This window comes from Paludibacter propionicigenes WB4 (genome assembly GCF_000183135.1).
Lineage (GTDB): Bacteria > Bacteroidota > Bacteroidia > Bacteroidales > Paludibacteraceae > Paludibacter > Paludibacter propionicigenes.
Window position 1 is genome coordinate 1,651,292 of sequence record NC_014734.1, and the last position, 16,192, is coordinate 1,667,483.

General features: G+C 37.8%; 22 protein-coding genes and 1 tRNA gene. 15 read left to right on the forward strand and 8 right to left on the reverse strand.

Translation table 11 applies throughout. The features are described 5' to 3' along the window. Positions 1-31 precede the first annotated feature (31 nt). Positions 32-241 (forward strand): YgaP family membrane protein, encoded by a 210-nt coding sequence (locus PALPR_RS06885; protein WP_013444892.1) that lies wholly within the window; start codon positions 32-34, stop codon positions 239-241. Positions 242-560: 319 nt separating this feature from the next. After that, complete coding sequence (gap, locus tag PALPR_RS06890; protein WP_013444893.1) at positions 561-1,562, forward strand: type I glyceraldehyde-3-phosphate dehydrogenase; 1,002 nt, start codon at positions 561-563, stop codon at positions 1,560-1,562. A 63-nt stretch (positions 1,563-1,625) separates the two neighbouring features. Here gap and PALPR_RS06895 read toward each other — a convergent pair whose 3' ends face one another. From PALPR_RS06895 to PALPR_RS06910, 4 genes are all read right to left on the reverse strand, one after another. After that, a complete protein-coding gene (locus PALPR_RS06895; RefSeq protein ID WP_013444894.1) occupies positions 1,626-2,030 on the reverse strand; it encodes a hypothetical protein in 405 nt (134 codons plus the stop codon). A 73-nt stretch (positions 2,031-2,103) separates the two neighbouring features. Beyond that, a complete protein-coding gene (ade, locus tag PALPR_RS06900) occupies positions 2,104-3,732 on the reverse strand; it encodes an adenine deaminase (protein WP_013444895.1) in 1,629 nt (542 codons plus the stop codon). 71 nt (positions 3,733-3,803) lie between these two features. After that, positions 3,804-4,751 (reverse strand): helix-hairpin-helix domain-containing protein, encoded by a 948-nt coding sequence (locus tag PALPR_RS06905; RefSeq protein ID WP_013444896.1) that lies wholly within the window; start codon positions 4,749-4,751, stop codon positions 3,804-3,806. 155 nt (positions 4,752-4,906) lie between these two features. Further along, positions 4,907-4,979 (reverse strand) — tRNA-Gly (locus PALPR_RS06910). A 229-nt stretch (positions 4,980-5,208) separates the two neighbouring features. Here PALPR_RS06910 and PALPR_RS06915 point away from each other — a divergent pair. From PALPR_RS06915 to PALPR_RS06975, 13 genes are all read left to right on the forward strand, one after another. Further along, on the forward strand, positions 5,209-5,967 hold the full coding sequence (locus PALPR_RS06915; protein ID WP_013444897.1) for an SIMPL domain-containing protein: 759 nt from the start codon (positions 5,209-5,211) through the stop codon (positions 5,965-5,967). Between the two features lie 16 nt (positions 5,968-5,983). Continuing rightward, positions 5,984-6,289, forward strand: coding sequence for a carboxymuconolactone decarboxylase family protein (locus tag PALPR_RS06920; RefSeq protein ID WP_013444898.1), 306 nt, complete (start codon positions 5,984-5,986; stop codon positions 6,287-6,289). 10 nt (positions 6,290-6,299) lie between these two features. Next, positions 6,300-6,560: a TfoX/Sxy family protein gene (locus PALPR_RS06925; protein ID WP_013444899.1), complete on the forward strand. Its 261-nt coding sequence runs from the start codon at positions 6,300-6,302 to the stop codon at positions 6,558-6,560. A gap of 53 nt (positions 6,561-6,613) precedes the next feature. Beyond that, a complete protein-coding gene (locus PALPR_RS06930; RefSeq protein ID WP_013444900.1) occupies positions 6,614-7,069 on the forward strand; it encodes a C-GCAxxG-C-C family protein in 456 nt (151 codons plus the stop codon). Positions 7,070-7,086: 17 nt separating this feature from the next. Further along, positions 7,087-7,593, forward strand: a complete 507-nt coding sequence (locus tag PALPR_RS06935) for an HXXEE domain-containing protein (RefSeq protein ID WP_013444901.1) — start codon at positions 7,087-7,089, stop codon at positions 7,591-7,593. 6 nt (positions 7,594-7,599) lie between these two features. After that, on the forward strand, positions 7,600-8,058 hold the full coding sequence (locus PALPR_RS06940) for a GNAT family N-acetyltransferase (protein ID WP_013444902.1): 459 nt from the start codon (positions 7,600-7,602) through the stop codon (positions 8,056-8,058). Between the two features lie 160 nt (positions 8,059-8,218). Next, positions 8,219-8,683, forward strand: coding sequence for a MaoC family dehydratase (locus PALPR_RS06945; protein ID WP_013444903.1), 465 nt, complete (start codon positions 8,219-8,221; stop codon positions 8,681-8,683). Between the two features lie 48 nt (positions 8,684-8,731). Next, entirely contained in the window at positions 8,732-9,148 is a 417-nt protein-coding gene (locus PALPR_RS06950; protein ID WP_013444904.1) for a DUF3788 domain-containing protein, read from the forward strand. A gap of 134 nt (positions 9,149-9,282) precedes the next feature. After that, a complete protein-coding gene (locus PALPR_RS06955; protein ID WP_013444905.1) occupies positions 9,283-9,492 on the forward strand; it encodes a Sec-independent protein translocase subunit TatA/TatB in 210 nt (69 codons plus the stop codon). 6 nt (positions 9,493-9,498) lie between these two features. After that, complete coding sequence (gene tatC, locus PALPR_RS06960; RefSeq protein ID WP_013444906.1) at positions 9,499-10,314, forward strand: twin-arginine translocase subunit TatC; 816 nt, start codon at positions 9,499-9,501, stop codon at positions 10,312-10,314. A gap of 37 nt (positions 10,315-10,351) precedes the next feature. Beyond that, entirely contained in the window at positions 10,352-11,290 is a 939-nt protein-coding gene (locus PALPR_RS06965; protein WP_013444907.1) for a DUF362 domain-containing protein, read from the forward strand. A gap of 36 nt (positions 11,291-11,326) precedes the next feature. Beyond that, entirely contained in the window at positions 11,327-12,862 is a 1,536-nt protein-coding gene (locus PALPR_RS06970; RefSeq protein WP_013444908.1) for a 4Fe-4S binding protein, read from the forward strand. Positions 12,863-12,976: 114 nt separating this feature from the next. Then, positions 12,977-13,600, forward strand: a complete 624-nt coding sequence (locus PALPR_RS06975; protein ID WP_013444909.1) for a LysE family translocator — start codon at positions 12,977-12,979, stop codon at positions 13,598-13,600. A 63-nt stretch (positions 13,601-13,663) separates the two neighbouring features. Here the strand turns inward: PALPR_RS06975 and PALPR_RS06980 are convergent, their stop codons facing one another. The 4 genes from PALPR_RS06980 to PALPR_RS06995 form a co-directional block, all read right to left on the reverse strand. Further along, positions 13,664-14,188: a DUF4252 domain-containing protein gene (locus PALPR_RS06980; protein WP_013444910.1), complete on the reverse strand. Its 525-nt coding sequence runs from the start codon at positions 14,186-14,188 to the stop codon at positions 13,664-13,666. Positions 14,189-14,200: 12 nt separating this feature from the next. Then, positions 14,201-14,713: a hypothetical protein gene (locus PALPR_RS06985; protein ID WP_041620322.1), complete on the reverse strand. Its 513-nt coding sequence runs from the start codon at positions 14,711-14,713 to the stop codon at positions 14,201-14,203. Continuing rightward, the gene (locus PALPR_RS06990) at positions 14,701-15,219 is read right to left on the reverse strand and encodes an RNA polymerase sigma factor (protein ID WP_013444912.1); all 519 of its coding nucleotides are present in this window, start codon (positions 15,217-15,219) and stop codon (positions 14,701-14,703) included. The genes PALPR_RS06985 and PALPR_RS06990 overlap by 13 nt, the downstream gene beginning before the upstream one ends. A 178-nt stretch (positions 15,220-15,397) precedes the next feature. Further along, on the reverse strand, positions 15,398-16,174 hold the full coding sequence (locus PALPR_RS06995; protein ID WP_013444913.1) for a C40 family peptidase: 777 nt from the start codon (positions 16,172-16,174) through the stop codon (positions 15,398-15,400). Between the last annotated feature and the right edge of the window lie 18 nt (positions 16,175-16,192).

Sequence of the window (16,192 nt, forward strand, 5' to 3'; positions counted from 1 at the left end):
TACAATTTATTAACTGCTTAAGTAAGATATTATGAAGAAAAACATGAGTTCATACGACAAACTGATTCGCCTGATAGTGGCAATCGTTCTGATCGTTTTATATTACAGAGGAATCCTGTCCGGAACCTTAGGAATTGTTGCACTGCTCGTGGCGTTGGTTCTTACCATCACTAGTTTACTTAGCTTTTGCCCTCTTTATACCTTGCTTGGTATAAACACCTGTAAAAAAGAGAACAAATAATTTCTTCGATACATTTTTAAAAGTCAACCTGCTTAAAAAACTAAGCAGGTTGACTTTTTTATTTGCATCAAAATTTAAAATTTTACAGCAAATCCAACCAATTCAATTTTTCTATCCATTTATTGCATTTAAATTCATTTTTGAAGGGTTTTCAGCTCCCTTATTTCACTATAAATCAGAGAGTATCTAACAATTTGCCATCTCAACTTTGCAATAACAAAAAAACCGTAATTAATAGTCCGTGTATTTTGTCATTTGGACAGAATTTAGTACTTTTGTGGCGAAAAATAGGAAAACTCAATTTTAAACAATAAATAAAATGATTAAAGTAGGTATCAATGGTTTTGGCCGTATCGGACGTTTGGTTTTCCGTGCAGCCCAAGAAAGAAACGATGTTCAAATCGTTGCAGTAAATGACCCATTTTTGGATCTTGACTATTTGATTTACATGTTGCAGTATGATACTGTTCATGGACAATTCAAAGGAACTGCTGAAAACAAAGGTGGTAAATTGTTCGTTAACGGTAAAGAAGTTGCTTTCTTTGCAGAAAAAGATCCAGCTAACATTGGTTGGGGTGCTTCAGGTGCTGATTATGTTGTTGAATCAACTGGTGTTTTCACTACTATCGACAAAGCTAAAGCTCACCTTGCTGGCGGTGCTAAAAAAGTAGTTATCTCTGCTCCATCTAACGATGCTCCTATGTTCGTTTGCGGTGTAAACTTAGAAGCTTACAAAGCTGATATGGACATCGTATCTAACGCTTCTTGTACTACAAACTGTTTAGCTCCTATGGCTAAAGTTATCAATGACAACTTCGGTATCGTTGAAGGTTTGATGACAACTGTACACGCTGCTACTAATACTCAAAAAACAGTTGATGCTCCTTCTGCTAAAGACTGGAGAGGTGGTCGTTCTATCCTTGGTAACATCATCCCTTCTTCTACTGGTGCTGCTAAAGCTGTAGGTAAAGTAATTCCTGCTTTGAATGGCAAATTAACTGGTATGGCTTTCCGTGTACCAACTGCTGACGTTTCTGTAGTTGACTTAACTGTACGTTTGGAAAAAGCTGCTTCTTATGATGAAATCAAAGCTGCAATGAAATTAGCTTCTGAAACTACAATGAAAGGTATCCTTGGATATACTGAAGATTCAGTTGTTTCTACTGACTTCGTTCACGAATCTCGTACTTCTGTATTCGATGCAGGTGCTGGTATCGCATTGAACGGTAACTTCGTAAAATTAGTTAGCTGGTATGACAATGAGTGGGGTTATTCTAACAAAGTGTTAGATTTGATCGCACACATGGATACAGTTAAATAAGCTGACCGATATAAAATTGAAAATCCCTTGTAACAATTGTTACAAGGGATTTTTCTTATTCGTTCACTTCTCTGTGTACTTCTCTGAAATTTTACAGAGTTTTAAGCTGAATTTATCAACCGAAAGAATTTTCCATTTATAAGTTGCCGTACCTCCCCAAAAAGTAGTGGAAATAAAAACAGTATCCTTATATCTCGTCCAACTTCCCTGATTATTTACATAACTCACCGGAGGTGTGGCACACCATCCTGAAATTGTACGCTCAACAAATTTACCCGATGAATCAAAAGTAAATCCATATTTATTGTCACTCAACGAGGCCGTACGCTGAAATGTCAGAATACTATCATTAACCTGTTCGTTAGTCCAACTACCCAATAGACCAGACTGACCTGTTTCTATCTCATCGCTGCAAGAACTCAGCAACAAAACCGGAATTACCAACAATATAAGTTTATTTATTTTCATAACCGAAACATTTTAAATTCAAGATGCAATCAAAAATAAAAATGTTGCATACGTTGAAAATATTATTTCAGCATTACTCCATCAACTCCACAAATTTGAAATTTTTCCCGTCAAATAGTCCTCTGTCTCCCAGTTTGAGTTCAGGAATTACGAGCAATGACATAAAGGCCAGAGTCATGAAAGGGGCGTTAAGCGTTGATCCCAACTCTTTAGCCATAGCATCAATTTCTTCGTAAAGTCGGGCAATCACAGAACCTTCGTCGACAGACATAACCCCGCCAACAGGCAAAGGCAGCAGACAAACACGATCACCTTCGCAAGCCAAAATTCCACCTTTACTGTCAATAACCTGATTAATGGCCGAAACAATTTCTTCGTCAGAGGTTCCCACCGCTACAATATTATGACTGTCGTGCGATACCGTAGAAGCCAGTGCTCCACGCTTCAATCCGATATTTTTAATGAAGCCTATTGCGGGTTTAGACGGTTGGTATCGATTGTAAACCACCATTTTTAAAATATCATTTTCAGTATCTGAAATTACATTTCCATCTTTTATTTTCGGAGTTTTCAGTACAAGGCGAGTCATTAGCTGTCCGTTATCCACCTCTATAACCCGCAGCATTTTACCGATAGGTTTTACAACAAGCTGCTCTAATCCGATTTTCTCAGCGTTAAATTGATTTAGCAATTTTGTTGGACTGTAACGGGGAAAAGCAGGAATTCCGTTTTCAGAAACTTTCTCGCCATCGATATAAGTTGCTATCACATTAAACTCGGTAAGATTGTCCACCACAATAAAATCGGCAGCATCTCCCTTTTGCAGCAATCCTACGTCAAGCTTATAATGCTTTACAGGCGTCAGCGAACAAATTCGCAAAATATCCATCACATCATACCCTTGCGCCACAGCCCTGCGAACCAAAGAGTTTATGTGCCCGTTTCGCAACAAATCGTCGGGGTGTTTATCGTCGGAGCAAAACATGATTTTATCAGGATATTTGCTTACAAGCGGCAACAGATCATCAAAATTCTTAGCTGCACTGCCCTCGCGAATCTGAATTTTCATTCCAAGGGCTATTTTAGCCTCGGCTTCTGCAATAGTCATACATTCATGATCGGTAGTAATTCCACCGGCAGCGTACGCCCTTAAATCCTCGCCCGAAATTTCAGGCGCATGACCGTCTATTGGTTTTCCCAGACGCTTTGCTGCATCCAGTTTAGCCTGAACCTGTTTGTTTTTATGAATAACCCCCGGGAAGTTCATCATCTCGGCCAGAAAATAAATATCATCACGCTGCAATAATTTATCCACAGCACCAGCATCGAGCTCAGCTCCCGAAGTCTCAAAATGAGTTGAAGGAACACAGGATGGCGCACCAAAATAAAATTTCAAAGGAGATTGTTTCCCATTCTCAATCATATAATCTACCCCTTCGATGCCACACACATTGGCAATTTCATGAGGATCGCAAACACAGGCTACCGTACCATGCACTACACTGTATCGGGCAAATTCGGCAGGCAACATCATCGAACTTTCTATGTGAATATGCGCATCAACAAAACCAGGTAATATATACTGGTCATCAACATTCTCGGCCGCTTTTATTTCTACTATTTTTCCATTCTCTATACAGACTACACCCTTCTTTACAGTACGTGCAACCACATCTACAATTTTCCCGGAGATCGTTTTCAATATATATTCAGTTTTAATTCATTTTAAAGGCCACAAAAGTAGTCAAAAATTGGAATAACAAGACTCTGCACTCACTCAAAACTCAGGTAAGGTTTCAATCTGTTTATCTCTTCCGAAGTAAATTCAGTAAGAACTTTCAAATCGTTTATGTCTTTCAATTTTCCTTTTCTTCTTCTCAATTCATAAACAGCCTTTGCCTGATAAAAGTTGAAATAGGGATGCGCTTTTAATTTTTCGGCAGTAGCAATATTCACTCTTAGTTTCTGCACAAGGTCAGGGTTTACTTTGCAATACGGTCTGATTCTCTCCAGATTCTCCGGTCGCATGCCGTAAATCTCGCTAAGCTGATCAACAGTAACAAAACCACCGGTTTGTTGTCTGAATCGCACAATAGCTTTTGCATAACCGCGCCCAATACCTTTCACCTGCATAAGCAGCGTAGTATCTGCTGAATTCAGTTCTACTACAATATCCGTTCGCTTGGTTGAAACATTCTCTGTCTTTACCTGTTTTATTTCTGCTATCGCAATAAATGGTTCCAGCTCTTTCTGCTTTTCGGGCGATATGCCATAAACCTTGGCAAAATCGGCTTTGGAACGAAAGACACCCCCTTTTTTTCTGTATTTCAATATCCCGGAAGCAACATTGGGTTTAATCCCTAAACGAACAAACCCAATAGAGTCTATCGTATTAGGATCGAATTGGAACAGCGTGTACGTCATCTTCTTATCGAAAGATCCGGAAGATGAATAGTAAGAGTTATGCTTGTATTTCTCTTCATATTCACGCTGACGTGCTTCGTATTTTTGTTGCCATTCGGCCTGCCGGACACTATCACGCGAGACCAATGATTTTTTAAATCTATCGGCTTCTACAAGAAAAGCTGTACCATCTTTCTGACTTGAAGTAAAAAAATATGACAGCGTATAATTAGCTACAATCACCAGTACAATAAGCGCTATGAGTACTATAATTCCAATTCGCTGACCTTTGGAAAAATAGAAAAAATCTTTCCACATAATTAATTATCAGGGCTAAAAATGATTTATTTATAAAAATTTTTCAAATATATAAATTTTCTTTCCGTTAAGAATCATTTTCTTCAAAAAAGTTAACCGCCAAGATAAAAAAAATGGATGACTCCATCGAGACATCCATCAGAATAAAAAACAAGAGCGGCAAACGGGACTCGAACCCGCGACCTTCAGCTTGGGAAGCTAAAGCTCTACCAACTGAGCTATTGCCGCATATTCACGTAAAATTTCCAATTGCAAATATAATAGTTATTTTACATACAAATAAGCTGAATACTCAATTTTAAGATTAGTTTTTCCCTCAATTATTAATCAGATTTCACAACATTCATACCCAGATCAAATAATTGAGAAATAATTGGGTTAACTAAAACAAAGTTTCTATCTTTGGGGTATTGATTTACAACCACAGAAAAACAATCATCTTTTATACTACATTACTATGGAAACAAAAACAAACCTGCACACCCTCAAGAGTAATCTGCCAACCATTATTATCGCTTTGGCAATAATTGTTACAGCCGGAATTTTCGCAAGTGCCTACAAAGCCAAGTTCAAAAAACAAGTTACAATTTCAGTTACCGGTCTGGCCGAAAAGAGCTTTGCCAGCGATTTGATTGTATGGCGAGGCGAATACCAACGAAAATCGTCAGACCTGAAAGCAGCCTATGCGCTGATCAAAAACGACGAAGCCAACGTGCGTCAATATTTGAAATCAAACAGTATTACCGAAAAGGAATTTGTATTTTCGTCCATTAGCATTGAAAAAGAATTTGATACTAAATACAATGATCAGGGTAAGCAAATCAGCTCTGTATTTACAGGCTATAAACTTTCGCAAATGGTTACTGTAGAGTCCAAAAACATAGATAAAGTAGAAGTCGTTTCGCGCGAGGTCACCAAGCTGATCGAAAGTGGCATAGAAATCAGCTCTTTAGAACCATCCTATTTTTACACCAAACTATCGGAGCTTAAAATAGATTTACTGGCCAAAGCAAGTGCCGATGCCAAGAAAAGAGCAGAAACCATTGCCGAAAATTCGGGAGGTGCGCTCGGAAAACTACTGAAAGCCGACATGGGAGTTTTCCAGATTACAGCGCCCAACAGCAATGAAGATTTCAGCTATGGAGGCGCCTTCAATACGTCATCAAAAAACAAAAAAGCTTCCATTACCATCAGAATTAATTACGCAATAAAATAATAGACATTACATTAAAATGAAAAGTACCCTGAATACATTCCAAACCGAAGCTCCCGATGTAGCAAAAGCATTTGACAATTTGGTTGAAGCGCTGAAATCGACAACTGGATTGGATGCCAAGACAAAACAATTAATATACATAAGCATGAAAGCTTCGACCGGCGACAGTACATCGGTATTTTTCCATGTAAAAATGGCCAAAAAACTTGGTGCAACACGCGAAGAAATTAAAGACACCATACTGATAACTCTTACTGTTTGTGGATTAAAAGGTGTTTCCTCCTGCCTGCAAACGGCGTTGGATGCTTACGATAACGACTAAAACAAATACAATGAAAACTGATTTATCTCTTCAACCGAATATAGGAAAAGACACCGAAGCAAAACTTCTGGAGGTAGGCATCCTAAATTACGCCGAACTGCAAACCGTCGGTACCGAACAAGCCTTTCTGCGCCTTCAGACTCTTGATCCCGGTGCATGCATTCATTTACTCTATGGACTGGAAGGAGCTATAGAAGGTATACAATCCACTAAACTTAGTGCTGAGAAGAAGCAACAACTGCGCGAATTTCACCGAATGGCCAACAAATAGGTTCTTTATAACTAACATATTTTTTCACAACACCCATATAAAACAAATAAACCATGAGCGAAAAATCAATACAAGCAGCCGAAACATTCAAGAGCGGATTTAATTGTTCACAATCTGTGTTATCAGTATTTGCAGATGAATTCGGCCTATCAAAAGACAGTTGTCTACGTCTGGCAAGTCCTTTTGGATCGGGCATTGCCCGTATGCAGGAAACCTGTGGTGCTGTAACCGGAGCATTAATGGCAATCGGACTAAAATTTGGTAAAGGTGAACACGGGCAGGAAGCTGACAAAGCTCATGCCTACAAGTTATCTCAAGAGCTTATAAGCAAGTTTAAGGACAAAAACAAATCTATCTGTTGCAGGGATTTATTGGACGGATTGGACATAAATACCCCAGAAGGAATGGCCGAAATACAAAAACGAGACTTGTTTAAATGCAATTGCTACAAATACGTGCAGGAAGCCGTATTAATAACCGAAGCAATTCTTTCTGAAAGAACAAAATAAGAAAACAGGAAATTGTTATGAGCGTATTGAATTTAAAAAACCAATTACTGATTGCCGGAATATTATTCACACTTCACAACATTGAAGAGTCCATCGGTTTTGCACATTTTCAATACCACCCTGATTTCCCGTTAGCTGTTCAGCCCCCTTCCGCCAATTCCATGATTCTCGCTATAGGGTTAATTACGATTATAGTTTGGGTGCTGATTATGTGGGCTAATACTCAGCCCAAAGAGTCGAGCAGGAGAAATCTTCTGATTATTCTGGTATCAGTTTTTCTGTTTAATGCTATTTTTCCACACATAACCGGGACTATCGTTTTACAACGATATTTTCCGGCAGTGTTAACATCGCTCATCCTGTATATACCATATTCAATCTGGATTTTACCAAAGCTCTATCGTTCTGTCAACTCTCGAAATGAATTTTTTCTGATCATGACAGGAGGACTTTCACTTGCAGTCGTCATGGCGTTGATAACGCATTTCTTTGTCAATATCTATTTCCGATATCTTGCTAACTAGAAGGATATGAGCAGTATCACCTATAAACAACTAAGCATCCCCCATCTTTCGGAGATAAAACCGCTTTGGGAAGAGCTGAACAAAATCCACCTTGCTGACTCAGTTTACTTTAAAGAGCATTATCAATCTTTTTCATTCGAAACCCGAAGCTCTAAATGGATGAAGCTTCAGGAAGACGACATTTTCATTCTTGTTGCTCAAACGGATGATTCTACTCCAATCGGATACTGTGTATCAATAATTGATATTGATAAAAACGCAGAAATAGATTCATTGTTTGTCGACATAAATTTCAGACAACAAGGCATTGGGCGCGAGCTAATTGAAAGAAGCAAAGAGTGGTTTCAGAAAAGCAATTGCACATCCATTCGTTTACCGGTCAGCTATGGTCATGAGAGTGTGCTGCCATTTTATATGAAATCAGGATTCTTTCCTCGATTAACCACATTAGAATTCAAAAAATAAGACTTTCATACAAAAAACTCCATCCTATTGTTACATTATAAATAAAATGTTTCCTAAAACTATTATTTGCTATTTCATAAAAACTAAAGTTTCTGTACATTTGTATCTCGGTAGAAATACCAATATATCGCTTCTTTTGTAATTAAACCTTTCAGTTATAATGAGTAAAATAGTTATCAATAGTTTTGAGGAGTTAGAACAATACGTTGGAAAAGAGTTGGGGGTATCAGATTATATTACCATTACTCAGGAACAAATTAATCTTTTTGCTGATGCCACACTGGATCATCAATGGATACATGTTGACGCTGAGAGAGCAAAAACTGAAAGTCCATATAAAACGACGATTGCTCACGGCTACTTAAATCTATCAGTACTACCTTATCTGTGGAATGAAGTGGTAGAAGTAAACAACTCTAAACTAACTGTAAACTATGGGATTGAAAATCTTCGATTCAACCAGCCCGTGTTAGTCAACAGCGAAGTGCGCGTGCGAGCCAAACTGAAAGCAGTGAAAAATCTAAGAGGAACTACCAAAGCCGAGATAGAAGTTGCAATGGAAATAAACGGAAACAAGAAGACCGCATTGGATGCAACTATCATTTTCTTGTACCATTTCATCTAACATGCTTCATTTCTGACGATTAGTTGACAAATTAAATATCAAACAAATATGTCGGGTTACTTCAACAACAAACTGCAAAAACCTACCGACGAAATGCTCTCATCAGCTTTAGGTGAAACGAAAAAGATATTGGATGATATCATCTCCTTCATTAAAGCCGAATTTGGAGAAAGCTCCGTGGAATGGAAGTTTTATGGAGCTAAAATAGGTTGGACGATTAAAGTTTTCAACAAGAAACGAAATGTATTTTTTGTAGGTTCAGAAGATGGATATTTCCGAATAGCATTCATATTTGGCAATAAAGCCTATCGGAAAATCATGGATAGCAACTTGCCTGATTACATCAAACAACTATTAACTGAGTCGAAAGTATACATGGAGGGTCGGTCTTTGCAACTTGAAATCAGAAATATATCTGACGCAATGCCTCTGCAAGAGTTGGTTAAGATAAAATTGGCCAATTAATCCGAAATTAAGCTTCCTTAACTGCACGAATCTGAATTATTATCAATCTTGCTTTCTCTGTATAAAAATATAGTTGTATTTTTACAGCACTTTATGTACTTCAAGCATAAGTATAACTAGTAAAACACATAATCATGAATCACTTATTATTTTTAAATTTAGGAGCCGGCGAAATAATTATCATTGCTTTAATTGTATTATTATTATTCGGAGGAAAAAAAATTCCCGAATTAATGAAAGGTATTGGCAAAGGAGTTAAAAGTTTCAAAGAGGGCCTTAACGAAATTGAGACTGAAATAAAAAAAGATGTAAATACTGACGAGAAAAAAGACGCTGCTAAGTAAATACTCATGAGCAAAGTGAATGACAATGAAATGACATTTTGGGATCACTTAGATGATTTACGAAAAACATTGTTTCGAATTGCAGCTTTTATAGGCATAGTGTCGTTGGTATTTTTTCTTTACATGCCGCAAATTTTCGACTCGGTCATTCTTGCTCCTACCAGAAATGATTTCTTTCTATATAAATGGTTTAACGAAGCCAACAAACATATAGCTCTATTTCCTGATTTTTGTTTGGGGACATTTCAGGTGAAAGTTATTAACATTAATCTTTCATCGCAGTTCTTTATACACATGTCAACATCGTTTTGGTTTGCTTTGGTGCTGAGTTTTCCTTTTGTCATTTATCAACTGTTTCTTTTCATTAAACCGGCACTCTACAACCACGAACAAAAAAATGCAGGTTGGGCATTTTTCTTTGGAAATATATTGTTTTTTATCGGAGTTGTGATAGGCTATATCATTGTTTTCCCGCTTACATTACGTTTTTTGGCCGGATACCAGCTTAGTAAATTCATTGAACAAAGCGTTTCATTAGATTCATACATGGATAGTTTTCTAATGCTCTGCTTTATGATGGGATTAGTCTTTGAGCTACCGCTGCTTTCGTGGTTTTTATCCCAACTTGGTATTTTGCACCGCGGATTTTTCAATCGTTTCAGAAAACATGCAATAGTTCTGCTACTTATTCTGGCTGCTGTAGTAACACCTACAGGTGATCCGTTTACACTGATGGTTGTATTTCTTCCAATTTATATGCTGTGGGAAATAAGCGCCTTAGTTGTAAAAAGAAAACCAATCGAATCTGAAGATGTAAATTAATATCATATAGCTTTATAATCCAATAAGTCAATACATTATGAAAAGAAGAGATTTTTTTAAGTCAGCAGCAGTTGTAGGCTTAGCCTCTGTATTTAAAACAAATGCTTTGGGTTCGGTTGTTTCAAGCAATAGCAGTAGTTTAGCTGTTCAATCTCAACCCGATTTAGTAGCAGTTATGGGTGGCGAACCCGGTGTTATGCTTACTCGTGCATTGAAAGAATTGGGAGGCATAGGACATTTTGTAAAAAAAGGACAGAAGGTAGTTATCAAACCCAATATTGGCTGGGACAGAAAGCCGGAACTAGCGGCCAACACCAATCCCGAACTGGTAGGAACGCTTGTAAGACTGTGCAAAAGTGCAGGTGCTTCTGAAGTTGTTGTCTTCGACAATTCATGTCAGGACTGGAAGAAATGCTACTCCAACAGCGGAATTGAAAAAGCAGTAACTGATGCCGGTGGAAAAATGGCACCAGCCAACAATGAATCATATTACCGCGAAGTAGATTTGCCAAGAGGCGTCAGTTTGAAGAAAGCGAAAATACACGGCGCACTACTGGATTGCGATGTATGGTTTAATATGCCTGTATTGAAACATCATGGAGGAGCTAAAAATTCTATTTCTATGAAAAATCTTATGGGAATAGTTTGGGACAGAGGATTTTTCCATAGCCATGATTTACACCAGAGCATTGCAGATATTGCCACATTCCACAAAAGTCCGGCACTTAATATCGTTGATGCATATCGAATAATGAAATCAAACGGACCGCAAGGTAAATCGGAAGCCGATGTGGTAACTCTCAAATCATTGATTGTTTCACACGATTTTGTTGCAGCCGACACTGCAGCCATGAAGCTATTCTCTCAAGTACAACCTACTGAGATTAAAGATGTACGACACATAGGCCTTGCCGAAAAACTGAGAGTTGGGACACAAAATCTTGATAAACTCAACGTAAAGAGAATTAAGCTCTAATAAAAATTACGTAAAACTACCTTTCAATCTATTTTCATGAAGTTTTTAAAAAAAATACGTGTAGCTTCAGCTATATTTTTCTTTTTGCCCATTTTATTATTTTTCATTGATTTTACGGGTAAATTACCACTACAGCTACACAAGTTTCTGGACATACAACTTATACCGGCACTTTTGTCGCTGAATGTTATTATGCTAATTGCATTAGTTGTATTAACTTTACTCTTTGGACGTATATATTGCTCAACAATTTGTCCATTGGGAGTTTATCAGGACATTGTATCATGGAAATCAAGATTGTTCAGAAAAAAAGCGAAACAATATCGATTTATATTTCTTAAACCGCACAATCTGATTCGGTATTCAATTTTAGTTGTAACGGCTATTGTTTTTATCTGCGGTAGCTCATCTCTGATTTTATTACTCGATCCGTACAGTACGTTCGGTCGTATCGTATCCCAACTGGTCAGACCATTGTTCATTATGGCTAATAACGGTTTAACAGACATACTGGGCAAAATGAACAATTATACTTTGTATAAAGTGGATCAGGTAGGTTTTGTTCCTGTTGCGTTGGGTATTTCCATATTCTTTTTTGTTTTGGTTACTGTAATGTCCTGGTTTAAAGGAAGACTATATTGCAACACCATTTGCCCTGTGGGTACTGCTCTTGGATTTATTTCAAAAATCTCTATTTTCCATATTTCCATAGAAGAGTCTAATTGCAACAATTGTGGCCTGTGCGAGAAACACTGCAAATCTAATTGTATCAATAGTGACACAAAGAAAGTGGATGATTCGCGCTGTGTTAGTTGTTATAACTGCATAAGTACCTGCAAAAAGGGCGGGATAAAATACCACAATCGTTATAAGTTTAAAAAAGCTCATACCATCACTACCGGTGATATTGACAACGGCCGAAGAACTTTCTTACTGGCTTCAGGTGCTGTACTCAGTACAGTAGCATTAGCCAATACTAAAAAGCTTGTTACCAATAACGAAGCAATGCTTACCCGAAAACCAATTATGCCTCCGGGAGCAGGAAATATTGAGCATTTCAATAAACACTGTACCGGCTGCCAGCTTTGCGTAACAAAATGTCCGATGCACGTTTTAAAACCTGCAGCTCTTCAATATGGTTTTAGCGGCATCACTCAGCCTCATTTAGTATTTTCAACTCATACATTCTGTACTTACGAGTGTGAAATTTGTACAAGCGTATGTCCTACATCAGCCTTAAGAAAACTACCTATTGAAGAAAAAAAACGTACACAAATTGGGGTGGCCAAGTTCCGAAAAAGCAAATGTGTAGTATTCACTGACGAAAAAGACTGCGGGGCATGTTCTGAACACTGTCCGACGCAAGCCGTACACATGATCCCTTACAAAGATGGTCTCACCATCCCCGAAGTTACCGAAGATATTTGCATTGGTTGTGGTGCATGTGAGTCGATATGCCCGGCAAGACCCTATCAGGCAATTTATATTGAGGGAAATGAAACCCAAATTCTGGCTAAAAAACCGGCAGAGGCTGAAAAATTTGATAGAAAAATCGACAGTTTTGGATTTTAAAATTAACTACGTTTTCTTATTAAAGTTATTATAAAAATCCTCAATAATGGATTTCAACTTAGGACTTAATTGCAAAAAAAAGCTATCTTTGCATAGCAAACAATAAAGCAACGGATGATTGAAATTATTATAAAAGGAATATTAATCGGATTATGCATTTCAGTACCTTTAGGTCCGATTGGTATGCTAACTATTCAACGCACTCTGAACAGAGGGCAGAAATATGGTATAGCTACCGGGCTTGGAGCTACTACTTCCGATTTAATATACACAGTAATCACGTTATTCTTCTTAAGCTTTGTTCTTGATTTTATTGAGGAACACCGAATGATGATTCAACTTGCCGGCAGCTTTGTAGTGGCAATATTCGGTTGGTATATTTTCAGAAGTAATCCCGCAACTCAGCCAAAACCAAATGAAACTATCAAACACAGCCTCTTTGGTGATTTCATGACTTCGTTCGGGTTGACACTTTCTAACCCTTTGGTGCTATTCGTTTTAATCGCACTGTTTGCACGCTTCGAATTTATCGGAAATAAAACCACGCTGATTGTTTCTGTTATCGGGATAACATCTATTTTGGGTGGAGCGATACTATGGTGGAGCTTGTTAACCTTTTTAGTTAGCCGCTTTAAAAATAAGCTAAACATGAGGGAGCTTAAAATCATTAATCAGATTATCGGACTCATTATCATCGGAATTGGCTTTGTAGGCTTTATTCTGAGCTTCCTTAAATAAAAAGCCAACCCGCTTCACAACGAGTTGGCTTCATCTTCATAAGATTAATATACAAAATAATTCTCAGGAATTTCCTGATTCTTGATTCTCTTGAATTCCATATTGGTGCATCACGCCGTTAGAAGAAAATGTTTTCATCATTTCATCTTTTGTCATTTTACCTACAATCCAGATTATACTAAGTTCTCCTCTTTCTTTTGTTACTGTCAACATTTCTGCATTATCATTCCCTGTAACCCGATAGTACACACGAACGCTTTCGCCTTTCTCTCTTGTTTCTACAGCCGTTTCAAAGTTGCCTTTTTCAATTATCTGATCGAGTTCACGAACAACCGATTTCATTAGCGGTGAATCTGAGTTTTCATTCAAAGTCAGGATTTTAATTCCTTTCATCTTTGACATCATTTGCTTCTCGTTCTTAGCAACTCCGCCAAAAGCCGATGCCATATTCATCATTCCCTTTCCTACAGAAACATACTCAAACCGCTCATCGCGTCCGTATTTATCAAAAAGACTTTGTAGAGTCTGTGCCTGACTCGCCGATACTACCATAAAAAGTATAGCGACTAACATTATCGTTTTTTTCATTTTTCTATTCTTTTAAAATTGAACTTTATTTTTAATTTCTTCTATTTTTTCCTTTGTTTCTGAAATTTTGCGCAGAGGTTCTAAGCCTTTTCTTACAGTGGAGAGACTTCGCATTGGCTTCATACTACTCCTCAGCATATTATTTACTTTTGTTATTTTTGCTTCAGCATATTTTTGTGCATACTCAGGGCTTTCAATCTTTTTTCCTGATATAATCGCAAATGTATCTGACTGTTTGGCTGGTTTTACAACCCATAAAGCAAGTATAAGAGCTGCTGCAATACCGGAATAAGAGACTGTTTTAATCCAAATATGCTTCCCTGAAGATTGCTTATCTGCCACCATCTTGAGGGGTGCAGTTAATTTATATTGCTTCTCATCTTCGAATGTATCGAACAAAGCTTTATAAAGCTCATGCTCAGCAGAAATTTGTCCGGATAAGAAGTAGTTCTTCAACACTTGTTCTTCAGCCAGCGATGTTTCGCCTTTAAAATATTTTTCCAGTAAATCGTTCATCGTTTCCATACTGTTTCCTCCACACGTTTTTGTTCATATATTATTTTTTCCCGAATTTTTTGGCGCGCTCTCGATAAATTGACACTTACAGCATTCTCTGTCAACGAGGTTATCAAAGCAATTTCCGATAGTTCCATTCCTTCTACATCACGCATTCTGATTATTGTTCGTTGAAGTTCCGGCAATCTATCAATCATTTCTCGAACTCTTGCTGCTAAATCGCTTTGCTCAACCTGTTGATGTGGATTAGGTTCAACAAATTCCATTTCTGCAGGTAGTTCGTCCTCGTCATGTTGCTGTCGCAACGTGTCCAAACATAGATTTCTCATAGCCCTCAATGTAAAAGCCTGCACATTTTCCACAACATCCAGCTTATTTCTCTTTTCCCACAGCCTCATACTCAACTCTTGCACAGCATCTTCTGCTGCTTCAGAACTCCGAAGAATCGATTTGGCTAATCGAAACATTTTATCGGACAGAGCGAGTATTTGAGAATTAAACTGTTGTGAATTCATACAGATTTAGAGAATCTACAATTTTTCGATATCGTTATTGAGTACTCAATCGGGGATTACATGTTAATCATTCTCAATGTTTCCCCCTTCTATATTACAAGACGCAGGTAATAGAAAAATCTTACATGGAAGCTGAAATAAATTTATACCGGAAATTGTAATTACATAAAAACACATCCTAGAAGATGCGCTTCACTACGCGAAGATTGTGCGAGTATTTATCTGTAAACTCCGAAATTATTCCCTGTGAATCAATAGTTTCAATCTTCACACAACCCGAAGCATGAATAATTTGATGTGAATTGAGCAAGATACCTACGTGGACAATTTCTCCTTCGCCATTTTCAAAGAAAGCCAAATCACCGGGCTTTACTTCGTTCAGAAAATCAATGACTTTACCAAGTTCTACCTGCTGTGATGAATCTCTCGGCAACTGAATTCCACACATCGAAAACACAACCTGCACCAAACCGGAGCAATCGATACCCATAATGGATTTTCCACCCCAAAGATACGGAGCATTCAGATATTGCTTGGCCAGTTGAACCAGACTTTCCCCTGTTTTATCTACTTGTTCAGTGGAATCTATCGGGTCAAAGATAAATGTCTTATTGTTTACTTTCAACTCGGTTCCTGCCTGAAAATGCAATTTGCTTCCACCCGGTAATAGCAGTTTTTCACCTGTTTCTTCATTTTGTCCTTCAATCAAAGGAGTACAGACACAATGTACGTTTAATTCTGTAAGTCTTTGTTCCTCGTGTTTCTTCAGAATTCTAATCATCTTTTTATCCACCCAGCCTACATAGTTATCTGCCAGATTCCTCAACAAAAACTGTTGGTCACGTGTTTTAATTACCTCTACACATTCTCCAAACAACAATTGCGAAGTCATTTCGCTACTTTCGGTATCACTTTCACGAAGGGGAACAAGTGGAAGGTTTACAATTCCGGTCATGTATACACAGATAAATGA

Coding starts and splice junctions, on each gene's coding strand:
- PALPR_RS06885 (WP_013444892.1), top strand. CDS start 32: ATGAAGAAAAACATGAGTTCATACGACAAACTGATTCGCCTGATAGTG.
- gap (WP_013444893.1), top strand. CDS start 561: ATGATTAAAGTAGGTATCAATGGTTTTGGCCGTATCGGACGTTTGGTT.
- PALPR_RS06895 (WP_013444894.1), bottom strand. CDS start 2,030: ATGAAAATAAATAAACTTATATTGTTGGTAATTCCGGTTTTGTTGCTG.
- PALPR_RS06905 (WP_013444896.1), bottom strand. CDS start 4,751: ATGTGGAAAGATTTTTTCTATTTTTCCAAAGGTCAGCGAATTGGAATT.
- PALPR_RS06915 (WP_013444897.1), top strand. CDS start 5,209: ATGGAAACAAAAACAAACCTGCACACCCTCAAGAGTAATCTGCCAACC.
- PALPR_RS06920 (WP_013444898.1), top strand. CDS start 5,984: ATGAAAAGTACCCTGAATACATTCCAAACCGAAGCTCCCGATGTAGCA.
- PALPR_RS06925 (WP_013444899.1), top strand. CDS start 6,300: ATGAAAACTGATTTATCTCTTCAACCGAATATAGGAAAAGACACCGAA.
- PALPR_RS06930 (WP_013444900.1), top strand. CDS start 6,614: ATGAGCGAAAAATCAATACAAGCAGCCGAAACATTCAAGAGCGGATTT.
- PALPR_RS06935 (WP_013444901.1), top strand. CDS start 7,087: ATGAGCGTATTGAATTTAAAAAACCAATTACTGATTGCCGGAATATTA.
- PALPR_RS06940 (WP_013444902.1), top strand. CDS start 7,600: ATGAGCAGTATCACCTATAAACAACTAAGCATCCCCCATCTTTCGGAG.
- PALPR_RS06945 (WP_013444903.1), top strand. CDS start 8,219: ATGAGTAAAATAGTTATCAATAGTTTTGAGGAGTTAGAACAATACGTT.
- PALPR_RS06950 (WP_013444904.1), top strand. CDS start 8,732: ATGTCGGGTTACTTCAACAACAAACTGCAAAAACCTACCGACGAAATG.
- PALPR_RS06955 (WP_013444905.1), top strand. CDS start 9,283: ATGAATCACTTATTATTTTTAAATTTAGGAGCCGGCGAAATAATTATC.
- tatC (WP_013444906.1), top strand. CDS start 9,499: ATGAGCAAAGTGAATGACAATGAAATGACATTTTGGGATCACTTAGAT.
- PALPR_RS06965 (WP_013444907.1), top strand. CDS start 10,352: ATGAAAAGAAGAGATTTTTTTAAGTCAGCAGCAGTTGTAGGCTTAGCC.
- PALPR_RS06970 (WP_013444908.1), top strand. CDS start 11,327: ATGAAGTTTTTAAAAAAAATACGTGTAGCTTCAGCTATATTTTTCTTT.
- PALPR_RS06975 (WP_013444909.1), top strand. CDS start 12,977: ATGATTGAAATTATTATAAAAGGAATATTAATCGGATTATGCATTTCA.
- PALPR_RS06980 (WP_013444910.1), bottom strand. CDS start 14,188: ATGAAAAAAACGATAATGTTAGTCGCTATACTTTTTATGGTAGTATCG.
- PALPR_RS06985 (WP_041620322.1), bottom strand. CDS start 14,713: ATGGAAACGATGAACGATTTACTGGAAAAATATTTTAAAGGCGAAACA.
- PALPR_RS06990 (WP_013444912.1), bottom strand. CDS start 15,219: ATGAATTCACAACAGTTTAATTCTCAAATACTCGCTCTGTCCGATAAA.
- PALPR_RS06995 (WP_013444913.1), bottom strand. CDS start 16,174: ATGACCGGAATTGTAAACCTTCCACTTGTTCCCCTTCGTGAAAGTGAT.